13 protein-coding genes are annotated in these 13,093 nt (G+C 66.5%); 5 read left to right on the top strand and 8 right to left on the bottom strand.

The annotated features are described in order from the left end of the window. Positions 1 to 18: 18 nt before the first annotated feature. Together AC1DS0_RS20665 and AC1DS0_RS20660 are read right to left on the bottom strand one after the other, a co-directional pair. Positions 19 to 348, bottom strand: coding sequence for a hypothetical protein (locus AC1DS0_RS20665; protein ID WP_476816164.1), 330 nt, complete (start codon positions 346 to 348; stop codon positions 19 to 21). Positions 349 to 490: 142 nt separating this feature from the next. Then, positions 491 to 763 carry a hypothetical protein gene (locus tag AC1DS0_RS20660; RefSeq protein ID WP_476816163.1) on the bottom strand — a complete coding sequence of 91 codons (273 nt, stop codon included), beginning with the start codon at positions 761 to 763 and terminating at the stop codon, positions 491 to 493. Positions 764 to 886: 123 nt separating this feature from the next. On the opposite strand from AC1DS0_RS20660, the gene AC1DS0_RS20655 reads away from it, so the two are divergent. From AC1DS0_RS20655 to AC1DS0_RS20645, 3 genes are all read left to right on the top strand, one after another. After that, positions 887 to 3,559: an autotransporter outer membrane beta-barrel domain-containing protein gene (locus AC1DS0_RS20655; protein WP_476816162.1), complete on the top strand. Its 2,673-nt coding sequence runs from the start codon at positions 887 to 889 to the stop codon at positions 3,557 to 3,559. A 649-nt stretch (positions 3,560 to 4,208) separates the two neighbouring features. After that, positions 4,209 to 5,066, top strand: a complete 858-nt coding sequence (locus tag AC1DS0_RS20650; protein ID WP_476816161.1) for a LysR family transcriptional regulator — start codon at positions 4,209 to 4,211, stop codon at positions 5,064 to 5,066. Positions 5,067 to 5,252: 186 nt separating this feature from the next. After that, positions 5,253 to 6,608, top strand: a complete 1,356-nt coding sequence (locus AC1DS0_RS20645) for an amidohydrolase family protein (RefSeq protein ID WP_476816160.1) — start codon at positions 5,253 to 5,255, stop codon at positions 6,606 to 6,608. Positions 6,609 to 6,674: 66 nt separating this feature from the next. On the opposite strand, the gene AC1DS0_RS20640 is transcribed toward AC1DS0_RS20645, so the two are convergent. Beyond that, positions 6,675 to 7,160 (bottom strand): hypothetical protein, encoded by a 486-nt coding sequence (locus AC1DS0_RS20640; protein WP_476816159.1) that lies wholly within the window; start codon positions 7,158 to 7,160, stop codon positions 6,675 to 6,677. Positions 7,161 to 7,408: 248 nt separating this feature from the next. On the opposite strand from AC1DS0_RS20640, the gene AC1DS0_RS20635 reads away from it, so the two are divergent. Next, positions 7,409 to 7,609 carry a hypothetical protein gene (locus tag AC1DS0_RS20635; protein ID WP_152011859.1) on the top strand — a complete coding sequence of 67 codons (201 nt, stop codon included), beginning with the start codon at positions 7,409 to 7,411 and terminating at the stop codon, positions 7,607 to 7,609. 74 nt (positions 7,610 to 7,683) lie between these two features. Further along, a complete protein-coding gene (locus AC1DS0_RS20630) occupies positions 7,684 to 8,316 on the top strand; it encodes a hypothetical protein (RefSeq protein ID WP_476816158.1) in 633 nt (210 codons plus the stop codon). 17 nt (positions 8,317 to 8,333) lie between these two features. On the opposite strand, the gene AC1DS0_RS20625 is transcribed toward AC1DS0_RS20630, so the two are convergent. From AC1DS0_RS20625 to iolD, 5 genes are all read right to left on the bottom strand, one after another. Further along, a complete protein-coding gene (locus AC1DS0_RS20625; protein ID WP_476816157.1) occupies positions 8,334 to 8,609 on the bottom strand; it encodes a hypothetical protein in 276 nt (91 codons plus the stop codon). 158 nt (positions 8,610 to 8,767) lie between these two features. Next, a complete protein-coding gene (locus tag AC1DS0_RS20620) occupies positions 8,768 to 9,520 on the bottom strand; it encodes a hypothetical protein (RefSeq protein WP_476816156.1) in 753 nt (250 codons plus the stop codon). Next, a complete protein-coding gene (gene iolB / locus AC1DS0_RS20615) occupies positions 9,517 to 10,320 on the bottom strand; it encodes a 5-deoxy-glucuronate isomerase (protein WP_476816155.1) in 804 nt (267 codons plus the stop codon). Before iolB ends, AC1DS0_RS20620 begins: the two co-directional genes overlap by 4 nt. A 14-nt stretch (positions 10,321 to 10,334) precedes the next feature. Continuing rightward, positions 10,335 to 11,234 (bottom strand): myo-inosose-2 dehydratase, encoded by a 900-nt coding sequence (iolE, locus tag AC1DS0_RS20610; RefSeq protein ID WP_476816154.1) that lies wholly within the window; start codon positions 11,232 to 11,234, stop codon positions 10,335 to 10,337. A gap of 15 nt (positions 11,235 to 11,249) precedes the next feature. Beyond that, on the bottom strand, positions 11,250 to 13,091 hold the full coding sequence (iolD, locus tag AC1DS0_RS20605) for a 3D-(3,5/4)-trihydroxycyclohexane-1,2-dione acylhydrolase (decyclizing) (RefSeq protein WP_476816153.1): 1,842 nt from the start codon (positions 13,089 to 13,091) through the stop codon (positions 11,250 to 11,252). Positions 13,092 to 13,093: the final 2 nt, after the last annotated feature.

The raw sequence follows: 13,093 nt of genomic DNA, 5'->3' as shown, positions 1-13,093 counted from the left end.
GGTCGTCGGCACGGTGAGTTAGGTCTCTAAGGAGAATTTGCGCGAGCGCCGCGGACGCCGCGCATACAAATCGTGCTCGGGTGACAATAAATGTTCAGCGCGGTGGTGGGGCTGCTCCTGTAGAGAGATCAGCTCGGTTTCCAGCCGCCGCTCATGCTCCTTTATCTGCCGGTGCAAGGCACGGCGCTCGGCTAGCTGCCTTTCGACAAGAGCCTGGCGCTCGGCGGCATCTCTGACCAGCGAAGCCGCTAACTCTTCCTCGTTCTGCCGGCGGATCGCCGCATGCTTACCCGTAATGCGATCCCACAGGCTTCGCAGAAGACCTTTGCTGAAGCGCTCGTAATGCACCCTCGCTTCTTCCTCGCGCGGCAAGTTGACGAGCGAGCGGAATGCTCGCCGCAGCGTCGGCTTCCACCTGCTCTTCGCTGGAGGCGATGGCCGCACCTGTCAGGCCGGCCTTATGTACAATCTGCTGACTGCTGCTGACTGCTCATGCACGGCGCCCCATCGGTATGACGCGCCTGCCGATGACCAGTTCCCCGTCAGCGAAGACGACGGGCAGATGGCCGTAGAACGAGAACGTCGGGAGAGTGACGGGCTTCACGGCGAAGGAGCGCGACGGCTTGCCCCGGCCGCGGCTGCGGTTGATGCGGATCGGGCTCATGCGCTGCCCCCGACACAGCCTGATCTCCTCATAGCGCTCGATCGACGCCCGCAGCGCGGCAACGGCGGCCTCTCCCCGCACGCCCTTAATCCCGCGCACATCGCCCGTCCTGCCGGGCACGCCGTCGAGGAAATTGTTGCGCTTGTCCGGTCCATGAGGCTACCTCGCTCAGGTTGTACGGCAGCGTGCGATGCGGAACGGCTTCGCGGCGATGGGGGGAGGATGGGCAAGCTGGGGCGGCGGATTGCGTGCATCGCTTTCGCTCTCGATGCGGGTCTCATGGCCTGCCTGTCAGTGTCCGGATCGGCGCAGGCCGCGGGCACCGATGCGACCTGGCTTTATAACCCTCCGGGCGCCAATACCAACGAAGGTCAGAACTGGTCCACTGGAACCGTCCCGACCGGAACGGGCTATTTCGGTACGAGCGCTCGCACCGAATACTATATGTCCTCGACCCATGGCGGCTTCACCTTCAACGCGGATGCGCCAGCCTATCGTTTCAGCGGAAGCATTACCTTCGACGGAGCTGGGATCGTCAACAATTCCAGCAATACGCAGACATTTGAAGTTTTCAGATTCAATGCGATGCAGTTCCTCAATTCCGCGAGCGCCGGAAACGCCTCCATCGTGAGCGATGGGAGTATTATATTTTCCGGCACCAGCACCGCCGCCGATTCGAACATCACCTCGCGGTATTTCAGATTTCAGGATGACAGCACGGCAGGCAACGCAACCGTCCGACCTTATGCGTTAGGCATATTCGAGGGACGTTCGACGGCCGGCGATGCAACGATCATCGTTGGCTTCAGCACTGCCGTATCCTTTTCGGAATACAGCACGGGAGGCAATGCCCGGTTCGTCGTGTCCGGCGAGCTCGTCATACTCAGTTTAACGACGGCAGGCATGACTGCAGGCTCGATCGAGGGGGCCGGCACGGTCGAGCTCGGCTCCAAGCAGCTGACTGTCGGCAGCAACAATCTTTCGACGACGTTCAGCGGTGCGATCATCGACAGTGAGGGGAGTTTTTATAGAGGCGGCTCGCTCGTGAAGGTCGGGAGCGGGACGCTGACCCTGACGGGGGCAAACAGCTACACCGGGGGGACGACCGTCTCCGGCGGCACGCTGGCCGGGACCACGACGAGCCTGCAGGGCGCGATCCAGGTCGATGCAGCCCTGGTGTTCGACCAGAGCAATACGGGCACTTACGCCGGTGTCCTGTCTGGCGCCGGCTCCGTCACCAAGCGCGGCAGCGGCGTCGTCACCTTCACGGGGTCGAGCAGCTTCACCGGCCAGACCTCGGTCGAAGCGGGCACGCTGTCCGTCAACGGGTCGCTGGCGGGCTCGACCGTGGTCGTCAATGGCGGCACGCTGGGCGGCGCCGGAACGGTCGGCGGCATTGCCGCCGTTTCCGGAACGGTCGCTCCGGGCAATTCGATCGGCACGCTGACGGTCGCCGGAAATGTCTCCCTCGGCTCGGCCTCGACCTATCGGGTCGAGGTCGATGCCTCGGGCCAGAGCGACAGGATCGTCGCGTCCGGGATGGCAACGCTGTCTGGCGGTACGGTTCAGGTCGTCGCCGCCAATGGCGACTACAACCAGGTCACGCGCTACACTATCCTGACGGCGCAGGGCGGTGTCAGCGGCCAGTTCTCGGCTGTGACCTCCGATCTCGCCTTCCTCACGCCCTCGCTGAGCTACGGCGCGACCGATGTGACCCTCACGATGGCCCGAAACGACCGGCGTTTCGGCGGCACGGGATATACGGTGGCGACGACGGCCAACCAGAGCGCAGTCGGTGTCGTGGCCGAGACGCTGGGCAATGGCAATCGCGTCTACGAGGCGTTGATCGGCTCGACCGTCGCGGAAGCGCGCACCGGCCTGAGCCTGCTGGCGGGCGAGGCACATGCGGCCAACGCATTGAACATGGTGGCCGACGGCAATGCGATGCGCGACGCGTTGCTGTCGCATACGCGGCTGCCCCCTGGTGCTGCCGGCCCGGGCGTCGCATCCTGGAGCGCCGACGGGCCGGGCGGGGTCTTGGCGGACAATGCTACACGCTCCAATCTGGCGGCGCCGCGCTTCTCGGCCTGGGGAACAGCGATCGGCTATCAGGGCCGGTCAGACGGCACCGCTAACGCGGGCGCGATGAGGCGCAATGGCGGCGGCTTCCTCGTCGGCGGCGAGGTCGCGTTCGATGAGACCTGGCGTCTAGGCGCGGCGGCGGGCTATACGCGCTCGCATTTCGACATCGCCACGCGCGCGACCTCCGGCTCTTCCGACAATGTTCATGCCGCGCTTTACGGTGCAGCCAGATTCGGTGGCCTCAACCTGACGCTCGGCGCCGCCGTCAGCTGGAGCGCCGGCGACATCGATCGCCGCGTCGCATTCCGGAACTTCGGCGAAAGCCTGACGTCCAGCCCGGGCGGCATGCTGGCCCAGGCCTTTCTGGATGTCGGCTATCGCTTCGATGTCGGGCGGTTCGGGCTCGAGCCTTTCGCGCAGGTCGTGCTACTCAATCTGCAGAGTGACAGGGTGACGGAGACCGGCGGCTCCGCCGCCTTGGCGGTGGCGTCCGGCTCGCAATGGTTCGGTCTGTCCACGCTCGGCCTGCGGACGGAGATCAGGCTCGGCGACGGGCCCCTGTTCGCGCGTGGCTCGCTGGGCTGGCGCCATTCCTTCGGCGAGGTCACTCCCACGGCGCTGGCCGCCTTCAGCAGTGGCTCGTTCAGCTTCCGCGTCGCAAGCGCCCAGGCTGATCGCGACGCCGCCATCGTCGAGGCCGGACTGGATTGGCGCGGCCTGTCCAACGTCAATCTCGGTGTGAGCTATGGCGGCGTCTACGGCGCGAACGCCCGCGACCATACGCTCAGGGGCAAGGTCGAGATCAGGTTCTGACCGAGGGTGGGAGCGCGTAACCGGTTGCGCGCAACTTCACCTCGCTCCCGGCCCTGAGACGGACCACTCACCGCCGGTCACGCCTTCGAGCCGGCGCCGCAGCGCCTCGACCTCAGCCTCGCCTCACACCTGCGCCAGATCTTCCGCCAACTCCGGGCCGCGGCCGACGACGGTCTTTTCACACTCGGGCCGGAAGGGCAGCAAGACCCCTCGACCAAATGAGGCTGGACAAGGTGACGAAGCGGCTCGCCCGCCTCACTGCGAGGCTTCGTGCCGTTCAGGACGACACCGAGTGAGCCTAGATCGGCAAAGGTGCGCGATGATTCCCGACGTAGCATCGTCGTGCGGCTAATCGGGCGAGGATAGCCCAACTTTTACCTCAACAGGAGTCAGTCATTGTGTGGCACGGCGAATCAGAACAAAGAAAGAACGTGACAGGACATAAACTGAACCTGTGTACAGAAGGCATGTTTTGGTACCCCTGTCAGCTCAGTGTGGTGGCCCTCAGCTCCACCAGGCCTAACGACTGATCGTTGATCTCCCAACATCATGCCGCTGAAGCAGCTTGAGCGATGGCCTCGCCTTGGCTGCCGGCGCTTGCACTGCCTAGTATCGGGCGCCCCGCCTCGAACCGCCCGGCAGCGCGACGATGACCCGCTATCCCATGTTCAACCCGCAGCTGCTGCAGAGCTTCGTCGCGGTCTGCGAGAGCATGAGCTTCACCCGCGCCGCCGAGCGGGTCTCGCTGTCGCAATCGACCGTCAGCCAGCAGGTCCGGCGGCTGGAGGAGATGCTGGGCAAGCCTCTGTTCGAGCGCAACCCGCATCAGGTCCAGCTCACCGAGGAGGGCAGCCGGCTGCTGAGCTATGCAAGGCGCATCCTCGCTCTGCACGAAGAGGCCCATGACGCGCTGACCGGCTTCTGGCGCGACGGCGTGCTCAGGCTCGGCATGCCCGAGGACTTCACCGTTCCGACCGCAGGCTTGCTGGCGCAGTTCAGCCTGGCGGAGCCGCATCTGCGGCTCGACGTCACCAGCGGCCTCAGCGCCGACCTCTACAGCGCCTATGAGCGTGAGGAGCTGGACCTGATCCTGGTCAAGCAGCGCCGCCGCCAGCCACCGCGCGCCGCGCGGCCCGAGCCATTACTCTGGCTCGACAGCCTGGCCCACCCCGCCATCGAGCGTGCGCCGGTGCCGCTGGCGGTCTTCCCGCTCAACGGGCTCTACCGCGAGGAACTGTGCGAGGCGCTGGACGGTCTCGGCATACGCTGGCGCGTCAGCTACGCCAGCACGAGCCTGGCTGCGCTCATCGCCGCCTCCGCCGCCGGTCTCGGCCTGACCTTGCTTCCGGCGAGTTGCCGACAGCAGGGCCACCGTGTGCTTGGGACGGCAGAAGGCCTGCCGGACGTGACCGGCTTCGAACTGGCGCTCTACTACCGCGACAACGCTCCGGACGCGACCATAGCTCTCGCCGGACAACTCTGCGCCTTCTGCGGGCTGGAGCCATAGGCAGGTTTTTTAAGGCCCGCTTCCGGCTATCGGCTTGGACATATTGATCATTACCGAATCGAATGATCATCATGGGCAAACATCGCTGCCACCGCGGACGGCCCTCTCGTAGAGGGGGAGCACCAACATCCAGTCCGGGGAAACGACATGGGCAGCGTGCAGCACCAGAGCCGCAGGGGTTTTCTCATGCAGACGGGTCAGCTCACCACGGCCGCCACGGTCATCGGCCTCGCCGGTGGCAGCGCCGAGGCGGCTCCGAGCAAGACCGAGAAAGACGCCGGCAAGACCGGTGTCACGACACTGACGGCCCCCCACTACTATCTCGGCGGCGTCCGGCTCGAAGACGGCTTCGACTATGACGGCGACATCGTGGTCGGAACCCGCACCGGGCTCTACACGCTGGAGATCAAGGACGGAAAGATCGCCGCCCTGCATCCGGCCGGCGCCACCCTCTCCGCCACCCTGCCGCGCTACGACGCCGGGGGACAGCTGGCGCTGCCGGCGATGCGCGACATGCACATCCATCTCGACAAGACCTTCTATGGCGGCCCCTGGCAGGCGCCGCGCCCGCGTCAGGGCAAGACGATCTTGGACATGATCGCGCTGGAAGAGAAGCTGATCCCGACGCTGCTGCCGACCTCGCAGGAGCGCGCCGAAGGCCTGATCGCTCTCTTGCAGTCGAAGGGCACGACGACCGCCCGCAGCCATTGCAACATCGATCCGGTCAGCGGGCTGAAGAGCCTGGAGCACCTGCTGCTCGCGCTCGAGAAGCATCGCGACGACTTCTCCTGCGAAATCGTCGCCTTCCCGCAGCACGGCCTGCTGCACTCCAAGGTCGATGGGCTGATGCGCGAAGCCATGAAGATGGGCGTGCAGTATGTCGGCGGGCTCGACCCGACGAATGTCGACAAGGCGATGGAGAAATCGCTCGATGCTATGTTCCAGATCGCGCTCGACACCGGCCGGGGCGTCGACATCCATCTGCATGAGACCGGCCCGTCGGGGGCTGCCGCGGTCGCCTACATGATCGACACGGTCGAGAAGAACCCGGCGCTGCGCGGCAAGGTGACGATCAGCCACGGCTTTGCCCTGGCGACGATGGCGCCCGGCCTGCAGGCGGAGACGATCCAGCGCCTTTCGGCCCAGAAGATGACGATCGCCTCGACCGTGCCGCTCGGCGCCCTGACGATGCCGCTGCCGCAATTGCAGGACAAGGGCGTCTTCGTGATGACCGGCACCGACAGCGTGATCGACCATTGGTCGCCCTTCGGCAGCGGCGACATGCTGGAGCGGTCCTATTTCTACGCACAGGTCTATCGGAACTCGGACGAGTTCCGCCTGTCGCGCTCGCTCGCCATCGCCACCGGCGGCGTCCTGCCGCTCGACGACGAGGGCAAGCGCGCCTGGCCAAAGGTCGGCGACACCGCCGGCTTCACGCTGGTCGGCGCCAGCTGCTCCGCCGAGGCGGTCGCACGCGTTCCGGCGCGCAGCGCCACCTTCCACAAGGGGCGGATGGTCTACGGCAGCGTCGGCAAGGCCTGACGCTCATCAAGTCCAGACGATATTGCCGGCGCGCCCGAGGCCCGGGCGCGCCGCGCCTATTCCTGCTCAGCCCTTGAGCTTGGTGTTGCACTGGCTCCAGTAGCCGCCGCCCTTCTCGATCCACTTCAGCTCGCCATTGGCGTTGGCAGCCTTGTTGGCGTTGTACTGGTCAACGCAGGTCTTGAGGCGCGCCTTGCCGGCGGTTTCATCCGAATATTTCGGCGACACGACCCGCGGGAAAACCGCAGCCTTGGCCTTGCCCGCCGGCTTTGCCGGGGCCGCCGCCGCCGGCTTGCCTGCCGTGGTCGCAGCCGGCGTCGCCGCCGGAGCCGGAGCGTCGGTCACCGCCGCAGCCGCATCGTTCTCCGAGGCGTCGTCATCGGCGCAGTTGGCCTTGCGGAAATCGTTCCACTTCTGGCCCTTCAGCGTGTTCGCCTTCTTGGCGTCCTGATACTTGGTGCTGCACTCCTTCATGGTCAGGGCCGAGGCCGGCGCGCCGGCGAGACCCATGGTCATCAGAGCAAGGGCGGTGGAGAACAGAAGCGTCTTCATGTGCAGTCTCCCTGGATCACGATGATTTTGGATGGTATCGATCCAAAATCACAAAACGTGATCGATTCTAGAGGCTTAGAGCAGGATTCATGCGAAAAACCGGTTCCCGCTTTTCGCATCCTGCTCCAGGCGATGAGTCGAGCTCGCCGCGGCGAGCTTAACCAACGATGGAAATCTCTGCCATCGCCCTGCGGCAACTTCTGGGCTAGTTGCTCGTTCCATCCCAGCAACAACTCAAGGACGTCCCGATGAAGTTCGCAATCACCCTCGCTATCCTCGCTCTCGGCCTCACTGCCTGCACGACGCTGGAACAGCGCGTCAGCGGCGCTGCGGTCGGCGCCGGGACGGGAGCGGTCATAGCTGGACCGGTCGGGGCCGTGGTCGGCGGCGCAGCTGGCGCCGTCAGCGCCCCCAGTGTCGTCCGCACCACGCGTCGCGCCACGCGCTAATACCGCACGGCGGCGGAACCCTGCCGGCATTCCCTCGTTTCGACCATGAAGCCTTCGAGTCATGGAGTCGAATGATGGACAACGACAAGCGCCTGCCGCCGGACGTGCCCTCCAGCGAGGATGAGATCGACCGTGCGACCGGCAGCGTCGCGGCCCGAGCCGCCGACCTCGCCAACCGCACGGCCGAGACTGTCAAGGACGGCTACGGCCGGGCCCGCGAGAAATTGGCCGAAATCGATCCCCGCGACACGCTGCGCGATGCCGGCCGCTATGCCCAGGAAACCGGCGAGGCGGCGGTCGAGACGGTCAACCGCCATCCGCTCGCGGCCTTTGCCGTCGGCGCGGTCAGCGTCGGCCTGCTCGCCTGGGCGATGACGCCGCGCCGGTCGAGCTGGCAGCCCGACACATCAGGCTGGACGCGGGTGCTGCGGGATTATGGCGATCAGGCGCTGCGCGCCGGGCGCGATCTCGTCGGCAATGGCCGCGAACAGCTCGATCGCAGCCGCGATTATGCCAATCGTGGGCAGGACTATCTCGACATGGGCCGCGACTATGCCCGCGAGGGCGGGCAGATGCTGATGAAGCGCGGCGAACGCGAGCCCCTCGCCGCGGTGGTTGGCGTCGGCCTGGCACTCTATGTGATCGGCTCGCTTCTGAGCAGCGGCGGCCAGGAGCAGCCCGCTACCCGCCGCCGGGCCAAGCGGTAACCGATCGGCTAGGCGGCTCAGCCCCGGCGCGAGGCCTTCTCCGCCTGACGAGCCGCCTGCTTCTCGGCATCGCCTGCCCGCACCACACTCCGGATCGTAAGCGGCGGCTTGCCCGACCTCTCGGCGATCACGCGGTCCTGCTCCTGAATTGCCTCCAGCGCGGGATCGTCGCCATCGATCCCGCCAAGCAATTCGGTAGGAACGCGGCGATTGGAGCTGCGTGAGCCATCCTCGTAGAACACGTCGAACAGCACGTAGGCGGCGTCGAGCGGCTTTGATTTCTTGCGGGCCATGGTCGATCCTTGTCGGTTGGGCGATCCGTCCGGCAGCGGCGCCCAAGGCGGGCCGAAAGGATCGCGGGGCCGCAGAGCGGCGACTGAAAGCGGTGAGCGCGACGTAGACCCGTCGCGCCGCCAAGGCAAGCCGGAACGGCGCCTTGCCGGTTGCCGGCCTATGTCAGGCTCAGAGTCTCGACGATTTCGGAATCGAGTACGAGGTCGTCCCCGGCTCCCATGAGCCAGAGCGCATCCGCGCTGAAGCGTCGGATCGGCCTGTCCCACCAGCGCTCGACCAAGGCGGCAAGCGCTGCCGCTTCGGCAACGTCGAGGTCGTCCTTCAGGTTCCAGATGCCGACGACATAGAGATCGCTGGTCGGCCGCCCGAGCGCCCGCTGGAGGAGGTGGAGCGCGTTCTGCCCGTCGCGGCGTTCCGGGTAGAGTCGCAGATAGAGCCGGCCGCGATTGACATTGCCCGAGAACAGGCCGCGCAACTCCATGGCGACCGGCCGGATGCGTGACAGCGCCTCTCGCGCCGCAGGATCGATTAGCGGCGGCGCGCCGATCGACAGCGAGCCGCACACCGTTGCATGCAGCTTCGCCTGCCGCCTGGCGACGATGTCCCAGGCGATCTTGCTCGCGAATGGCGCCTCGCGCAGCTCTTGTTCGAGCTCCCGATACGCCGGGGCGTCCGTCAGTCCCAGCGTCGGCACCACCAGCGAATAGATCGGCGGGTGCCGACCGTTCTCGTAATGCGTGCCGTCCTTGCGCGCGATCGCCTTGGGATGCCCTGGATTGATCAGCGGCAGATGCGCCAGGCGATAGCCGTCGTCGAGCGTCATCCCCGCGCCGGTGGCGAAGGCGGTGCGGCTGCGGAGATAGGCGAGGCTCTCGTCCCCGATGAGGTCGATCCCGGCTGCCTCGCTCACGCCTTCAGCATCCACTCATGCGCGGGGTCGTTGTGGAACTTCCAGACCCGCTTCGGCCCGGCCATGACGTTGAGGTAATAGAGCTCGTAGCCATGCGGCGCGCCGACCGGGTGATAGCCCTTCGGCACGAGAACGACGTCGCCATCCGAAAAAGCCATGGTCTCGTCGAGCGAGCGGTCGTCGGTATAGACGCGCTGGAAGCCGAAACCCTGCGGCGGGTCGAGTCGGTGGTAATAGGTCTCTTCCAGCAGCGATTCCGCCGGCAGACTATCCTGGTCGTGCTTGTGCGGCGGATAGCTCGACCAGCAGCCCGAGGGCGTGATCACCTCGACGACGAGGAGGCCGTCTGCGGCCTCCGTCTCGGGCAGGATGTTGCGGACATGGCGGGTATTGCTGCCCTCCCCGCGCGTCAGCGAGCCGACATCGGCCGGGCCGATGACGCGGGCCGGCCGCGCGCCCGGCTTGCCCGGTGCCGAGCAGATCGCGACTTCGCACGACCCTTGCGCCGTGACGTTCCAGTTGGAGCCAGCCGGCACATAGAGCGACCAGGGGTCGGGCTCGAAGGGCGAGGAGCGCCCGCCGATCACGCCGAACTCCTGACCGCCGGCGCTGGCCGAAACCTTGCCCGAGAGCAGGACGAGGCAATGCTCCCTGTCACCGGTCTCGCGCGACAGGCTCTGCCCGTCGGCCAGCTTGTGCACGGCGAAGCCGACATGCTCCCAGCCTGCCGTTTCAGGCGTGACCTCGTGGATGCGCCCCTCGGCATCGGGCGCCTGCGGCTTGACCAGCAGCTTCGACATGATCGTCCCCGGGCTCAGACGAGCCCGGCCTCCTTCAGGCTCTGCTTGAGATGGGCGACACCCTTCTTGGCATAGGTCAGCGGATGCGCCTTCTCGGGATCCTGCTCGGCCTCGACCACGACCCAGCCGGAATAGCCGGGCAGCGCCTTGAACACGGCGGGGTAGTCGACCATGCCGTCGCCTGGCACGGTGTAGACGCCGAGCTCCTTGCCCTTGCCGAGGATCGCGTCGAGGAAGCTCCAATCCTCGCGGCGCGCCTGCTCCATCACGCCCTTGCGTACATCCTTGGCATGAAAGTGGCTGATGCGGGTGCGATAGCGCTCGGCGAGCTTGACCGGATCGGCCCCGCCCCAGGTGGCATGGCCAGTGTCGAGCAGGAGATGCGCCGCCTCGCCCGTCGCCGCCATGAAGGCGTCGATATCGGCCTCGCTCTCGACGATCGTGCCCATATGGTGGTGGTAGACCAGCCTGACGCCCTCGGCGAGCGTGCGCTCGGCGACCTCGGTGATCCGTCGGCCGAACTCCGCCCAATCGCCAGCGGCCATCACCGGACGCTGCGACAAAGGCTTTGAACGATCGCCATGGATCGCGTTCGAGGTCTCGGCGAAGACCAGAACGGTCGAGCCCATCGCTTTCAGCAGGTCGAGATGGGCACGCAGATGCTTCATCTCCTCCTCGGCATCGCGCTTCAGCAACTCGGCCGAATACCAGCCGGAGATGCAGGCCATGCCGAACGGATCGAGCGCCGCCTTCAGCGCTTTCGGCTCGCGCGGGAACTTGTGACCGAGCTCCATGCCGACGAAGCCGGCTTCGCGGGCCTCGGCCAGGCAGGTTTCGAGCGGCGTCGCGCCGCCGATATCCTGGAGATCGTCATTCGACCAGCCGATGGGGTTGGCGCCGATACGGATAGGCATGTCGTCCTCTTTAAGTCAGTTGTCGCGCGCGGCGAGCGCGCCGTCATAGCGCTTGCGCGCCGCCTTGACCTCATCGCGCACCGAAACCTCGGGCACCGCGACCTCCCACCAATGCCCGCCAGCGTCGGTCGAGATCAACGGGTCGGTGTCGATGACGATGACGCTGGTGCGGTCGTGGCCGCGCGCCTCGGCGAGCGCCGTCTCAAGCTCCGCCAGACCGGCAACCTTGCGCGAGATCGCACCCATCGAGCCGGCATGCGCGGCGAAGTCGATCTCCGGCAGAACCTCGTGGCGGGTATCGCGCAGGAGGTTGTTGAAGGAGGCACCGCCGGTCGCGTTCTGCAGGCGGTTGATGCAGCCGAAGCCGCGGTTGTCGAGCACGACGATGGTGAGCTTGATGCCGAGCATCACCGAGGTCGCGATCTCCGAGTTCATCATCAGATAGGAGCCGTCACCGACCATGACGAAGACCTCGCGGGCCGGATCGGCGAGCTTCGCACCGAGGCCGCCGGCAATCTCGTAGCCCATGCAGGAATAGCCGTATTCCATATGGTAGCCGCCGGGTGCGCCCGCCTGCCAGAGCTTGTGCAACTCGCCCGGCAAGCCGCCGGCGGCGCAGAGCACGACATCGCTCGCCCGGCTCTGGCGCTGCACTGCGCCGACAACCTGCGCATCGCTCGGCAGGGCCTGATTGCTCGCCGCGGTATAGTGCGCGGCGGTGGTGAGCCAGGCATCGCGCGATGCCTGCGCCTGAGCCGTCCAGCCGGCCGGCGCTTTCCAGCCCGCCAGTGCGGCTGCCAGTTCGGCGAGGCCCGCCTTGGCATCGGCCACCAGCGGCTGCCCGCCATGCTTGCCGGCATCGAAGGCTTGGGTGTTCAATCCGATGATCCTGCAGCCGGGATCGGCGAAGAGCGCGCGCGAGCCGGTGGTGAAATCCTGCAGGCGCGTGCCGATCGCGAGCACGACATCGGCTGTTTTCGCTGCGTCATTCGCAGCGCCGGTGCCGGTGACGCCGATCGCGCCGAGATTGAGCGGGTGGTCATGCGGCAGGGTGCTCTTGCCTCCTTGCGTCTCGGCACTCGGGACGCCGTGCGCCAGGCAAAAGCGCGCGAGCTCGCCCTCGGCCTCGCTGTAGAGCGTGCCGCCGCCAGCGACGACCAATGGCCGCTTCGCGCTTTTCAGCAGCGCGACCGCCTGCACCAGCTCGTGCTCGTCCGGACGCGTCCGGCGCGGCGTCCAGATCCGCTCCGCGAAGAAGCTCTCAGGATAATCGAAGCCTTCCGTCTGCACGTCCTGGCACAGCGCCAGCGTCACCGGCCCGCATTCCGACGGATCGGTCAGCACCTGCATCGCCCGCTCGAAGGCGGGGATGATCTGCTCCGGCCGGGTGATTCTGTCGAAATAGCGCGAGACGGGCCTGAAGCAGTCATTGGCGGAGACGGTGCCGTCGCAGAAATCTTCGATCTGCTGCAGCACAGGATCGGGACGGCGGCCAGCAAAGACATCGCCCGGCAGCAGGAGCAGTGGCAGGCGATTGACATGCGCGACCGCTGCCGCGGTCACCATATTGGTGGCACCCGGCCCGATCGAGCTCGTCACCGCCATCATCCGGCGCCGGCGCGAGGCCTTGGCGAAGGCAATCGCGGAGTGCGCCATCGCCTGCTCGTTATGGGCGCGCAGCGTCGGCAGGATATCGCGCGCGCCATGCAGCGCCTCGCCGAGGCCTGCGACATTGCCATGGCCGAAGATCGCCCAGACACCGGCGAAAAGCGGCAGTGTCCGGCCGCCGACGACCGTCTTCTGCGCGGCCATCGCTGCCACCAGCGCCTGCGCCATGGTGAGCCGTACCGTGCTCATGA

This window comes from Allobosea sp. P4_H5 (assembly GCF_056400825.1).
This window is presented reverse-complemented; position numbering and strand designations above follow the sequence as displayed.

Coding starts and splice junctions, on each gene's coding strand:
- AC1DS0_RS20635 (WP_152011859.1), top strand. CDS start 7,409: ATGAAGTTCGCAATCACCCTCGCTATCCTCGCTCTCGGCCTCACTGCC.
- iolD (WP_476816153.1), bottom strand. CDS start 13,091: ATGAGCACGGTACGGCTCACCATGGCGCAGGCGCTGGTGGCAGCGATG.
- iolB (WP_476816155.1), bottom strand. CDS start 10,320: ATGTCGAAGCTGCTGGTCAAGCCGCAGGCGCCCGATGCCGAGGGGCGC.
- AC1DS0_RS20630 (WP_476816158.1), top strand. CDS start 7,684: ATGGACAACGACAAGCGCCTGCCGCCGGACGTGCCCTCCAGCGAGGAT.
- AC1DS0_RS20625 (WP_476816157.1), bottom strand. CDS start 8,609: ATGGCCCGCAAGAAATCAAAGCCGCTCGACGCCGCCTACGTGCTGTTC.
- AC1DS0_RS20640 (WP_476816159.1), bottom strand. CDS start 7,160: ATGAAGACGCTTCTGTTCTCCACCGCCCTTGCTCTGATGACCATGGGT.
- AC1DS0_RS20655 (WP_476816162.1), top strand. CDS start 887: ATGGGCAAGCTGGGGCGGCGGATTGCGTGCATCGCTTTCGCTCTCGAT.
- AC1DS0_RS20650 (WP_476816161.1), top strand. CDS start 4,209: ATGACCCGCTATCCCATGTTCAACCCGCAGCTGCTGCAGAGCTTCGTC.
- iolE (WP_476816154.1), bottom strand. CDS start 11,234: ATGCCTATCCGTATCGGCGCCAACCCCATCGGCTGGTCGAATGACGAT.
- AC1DS0_RS20645 (WP_476816160.1), top strand. CDS start 5,253: ATGCAGACGGGTCAGCTCACCACGGCCGCCACGGTCATCGGCCTCGCC.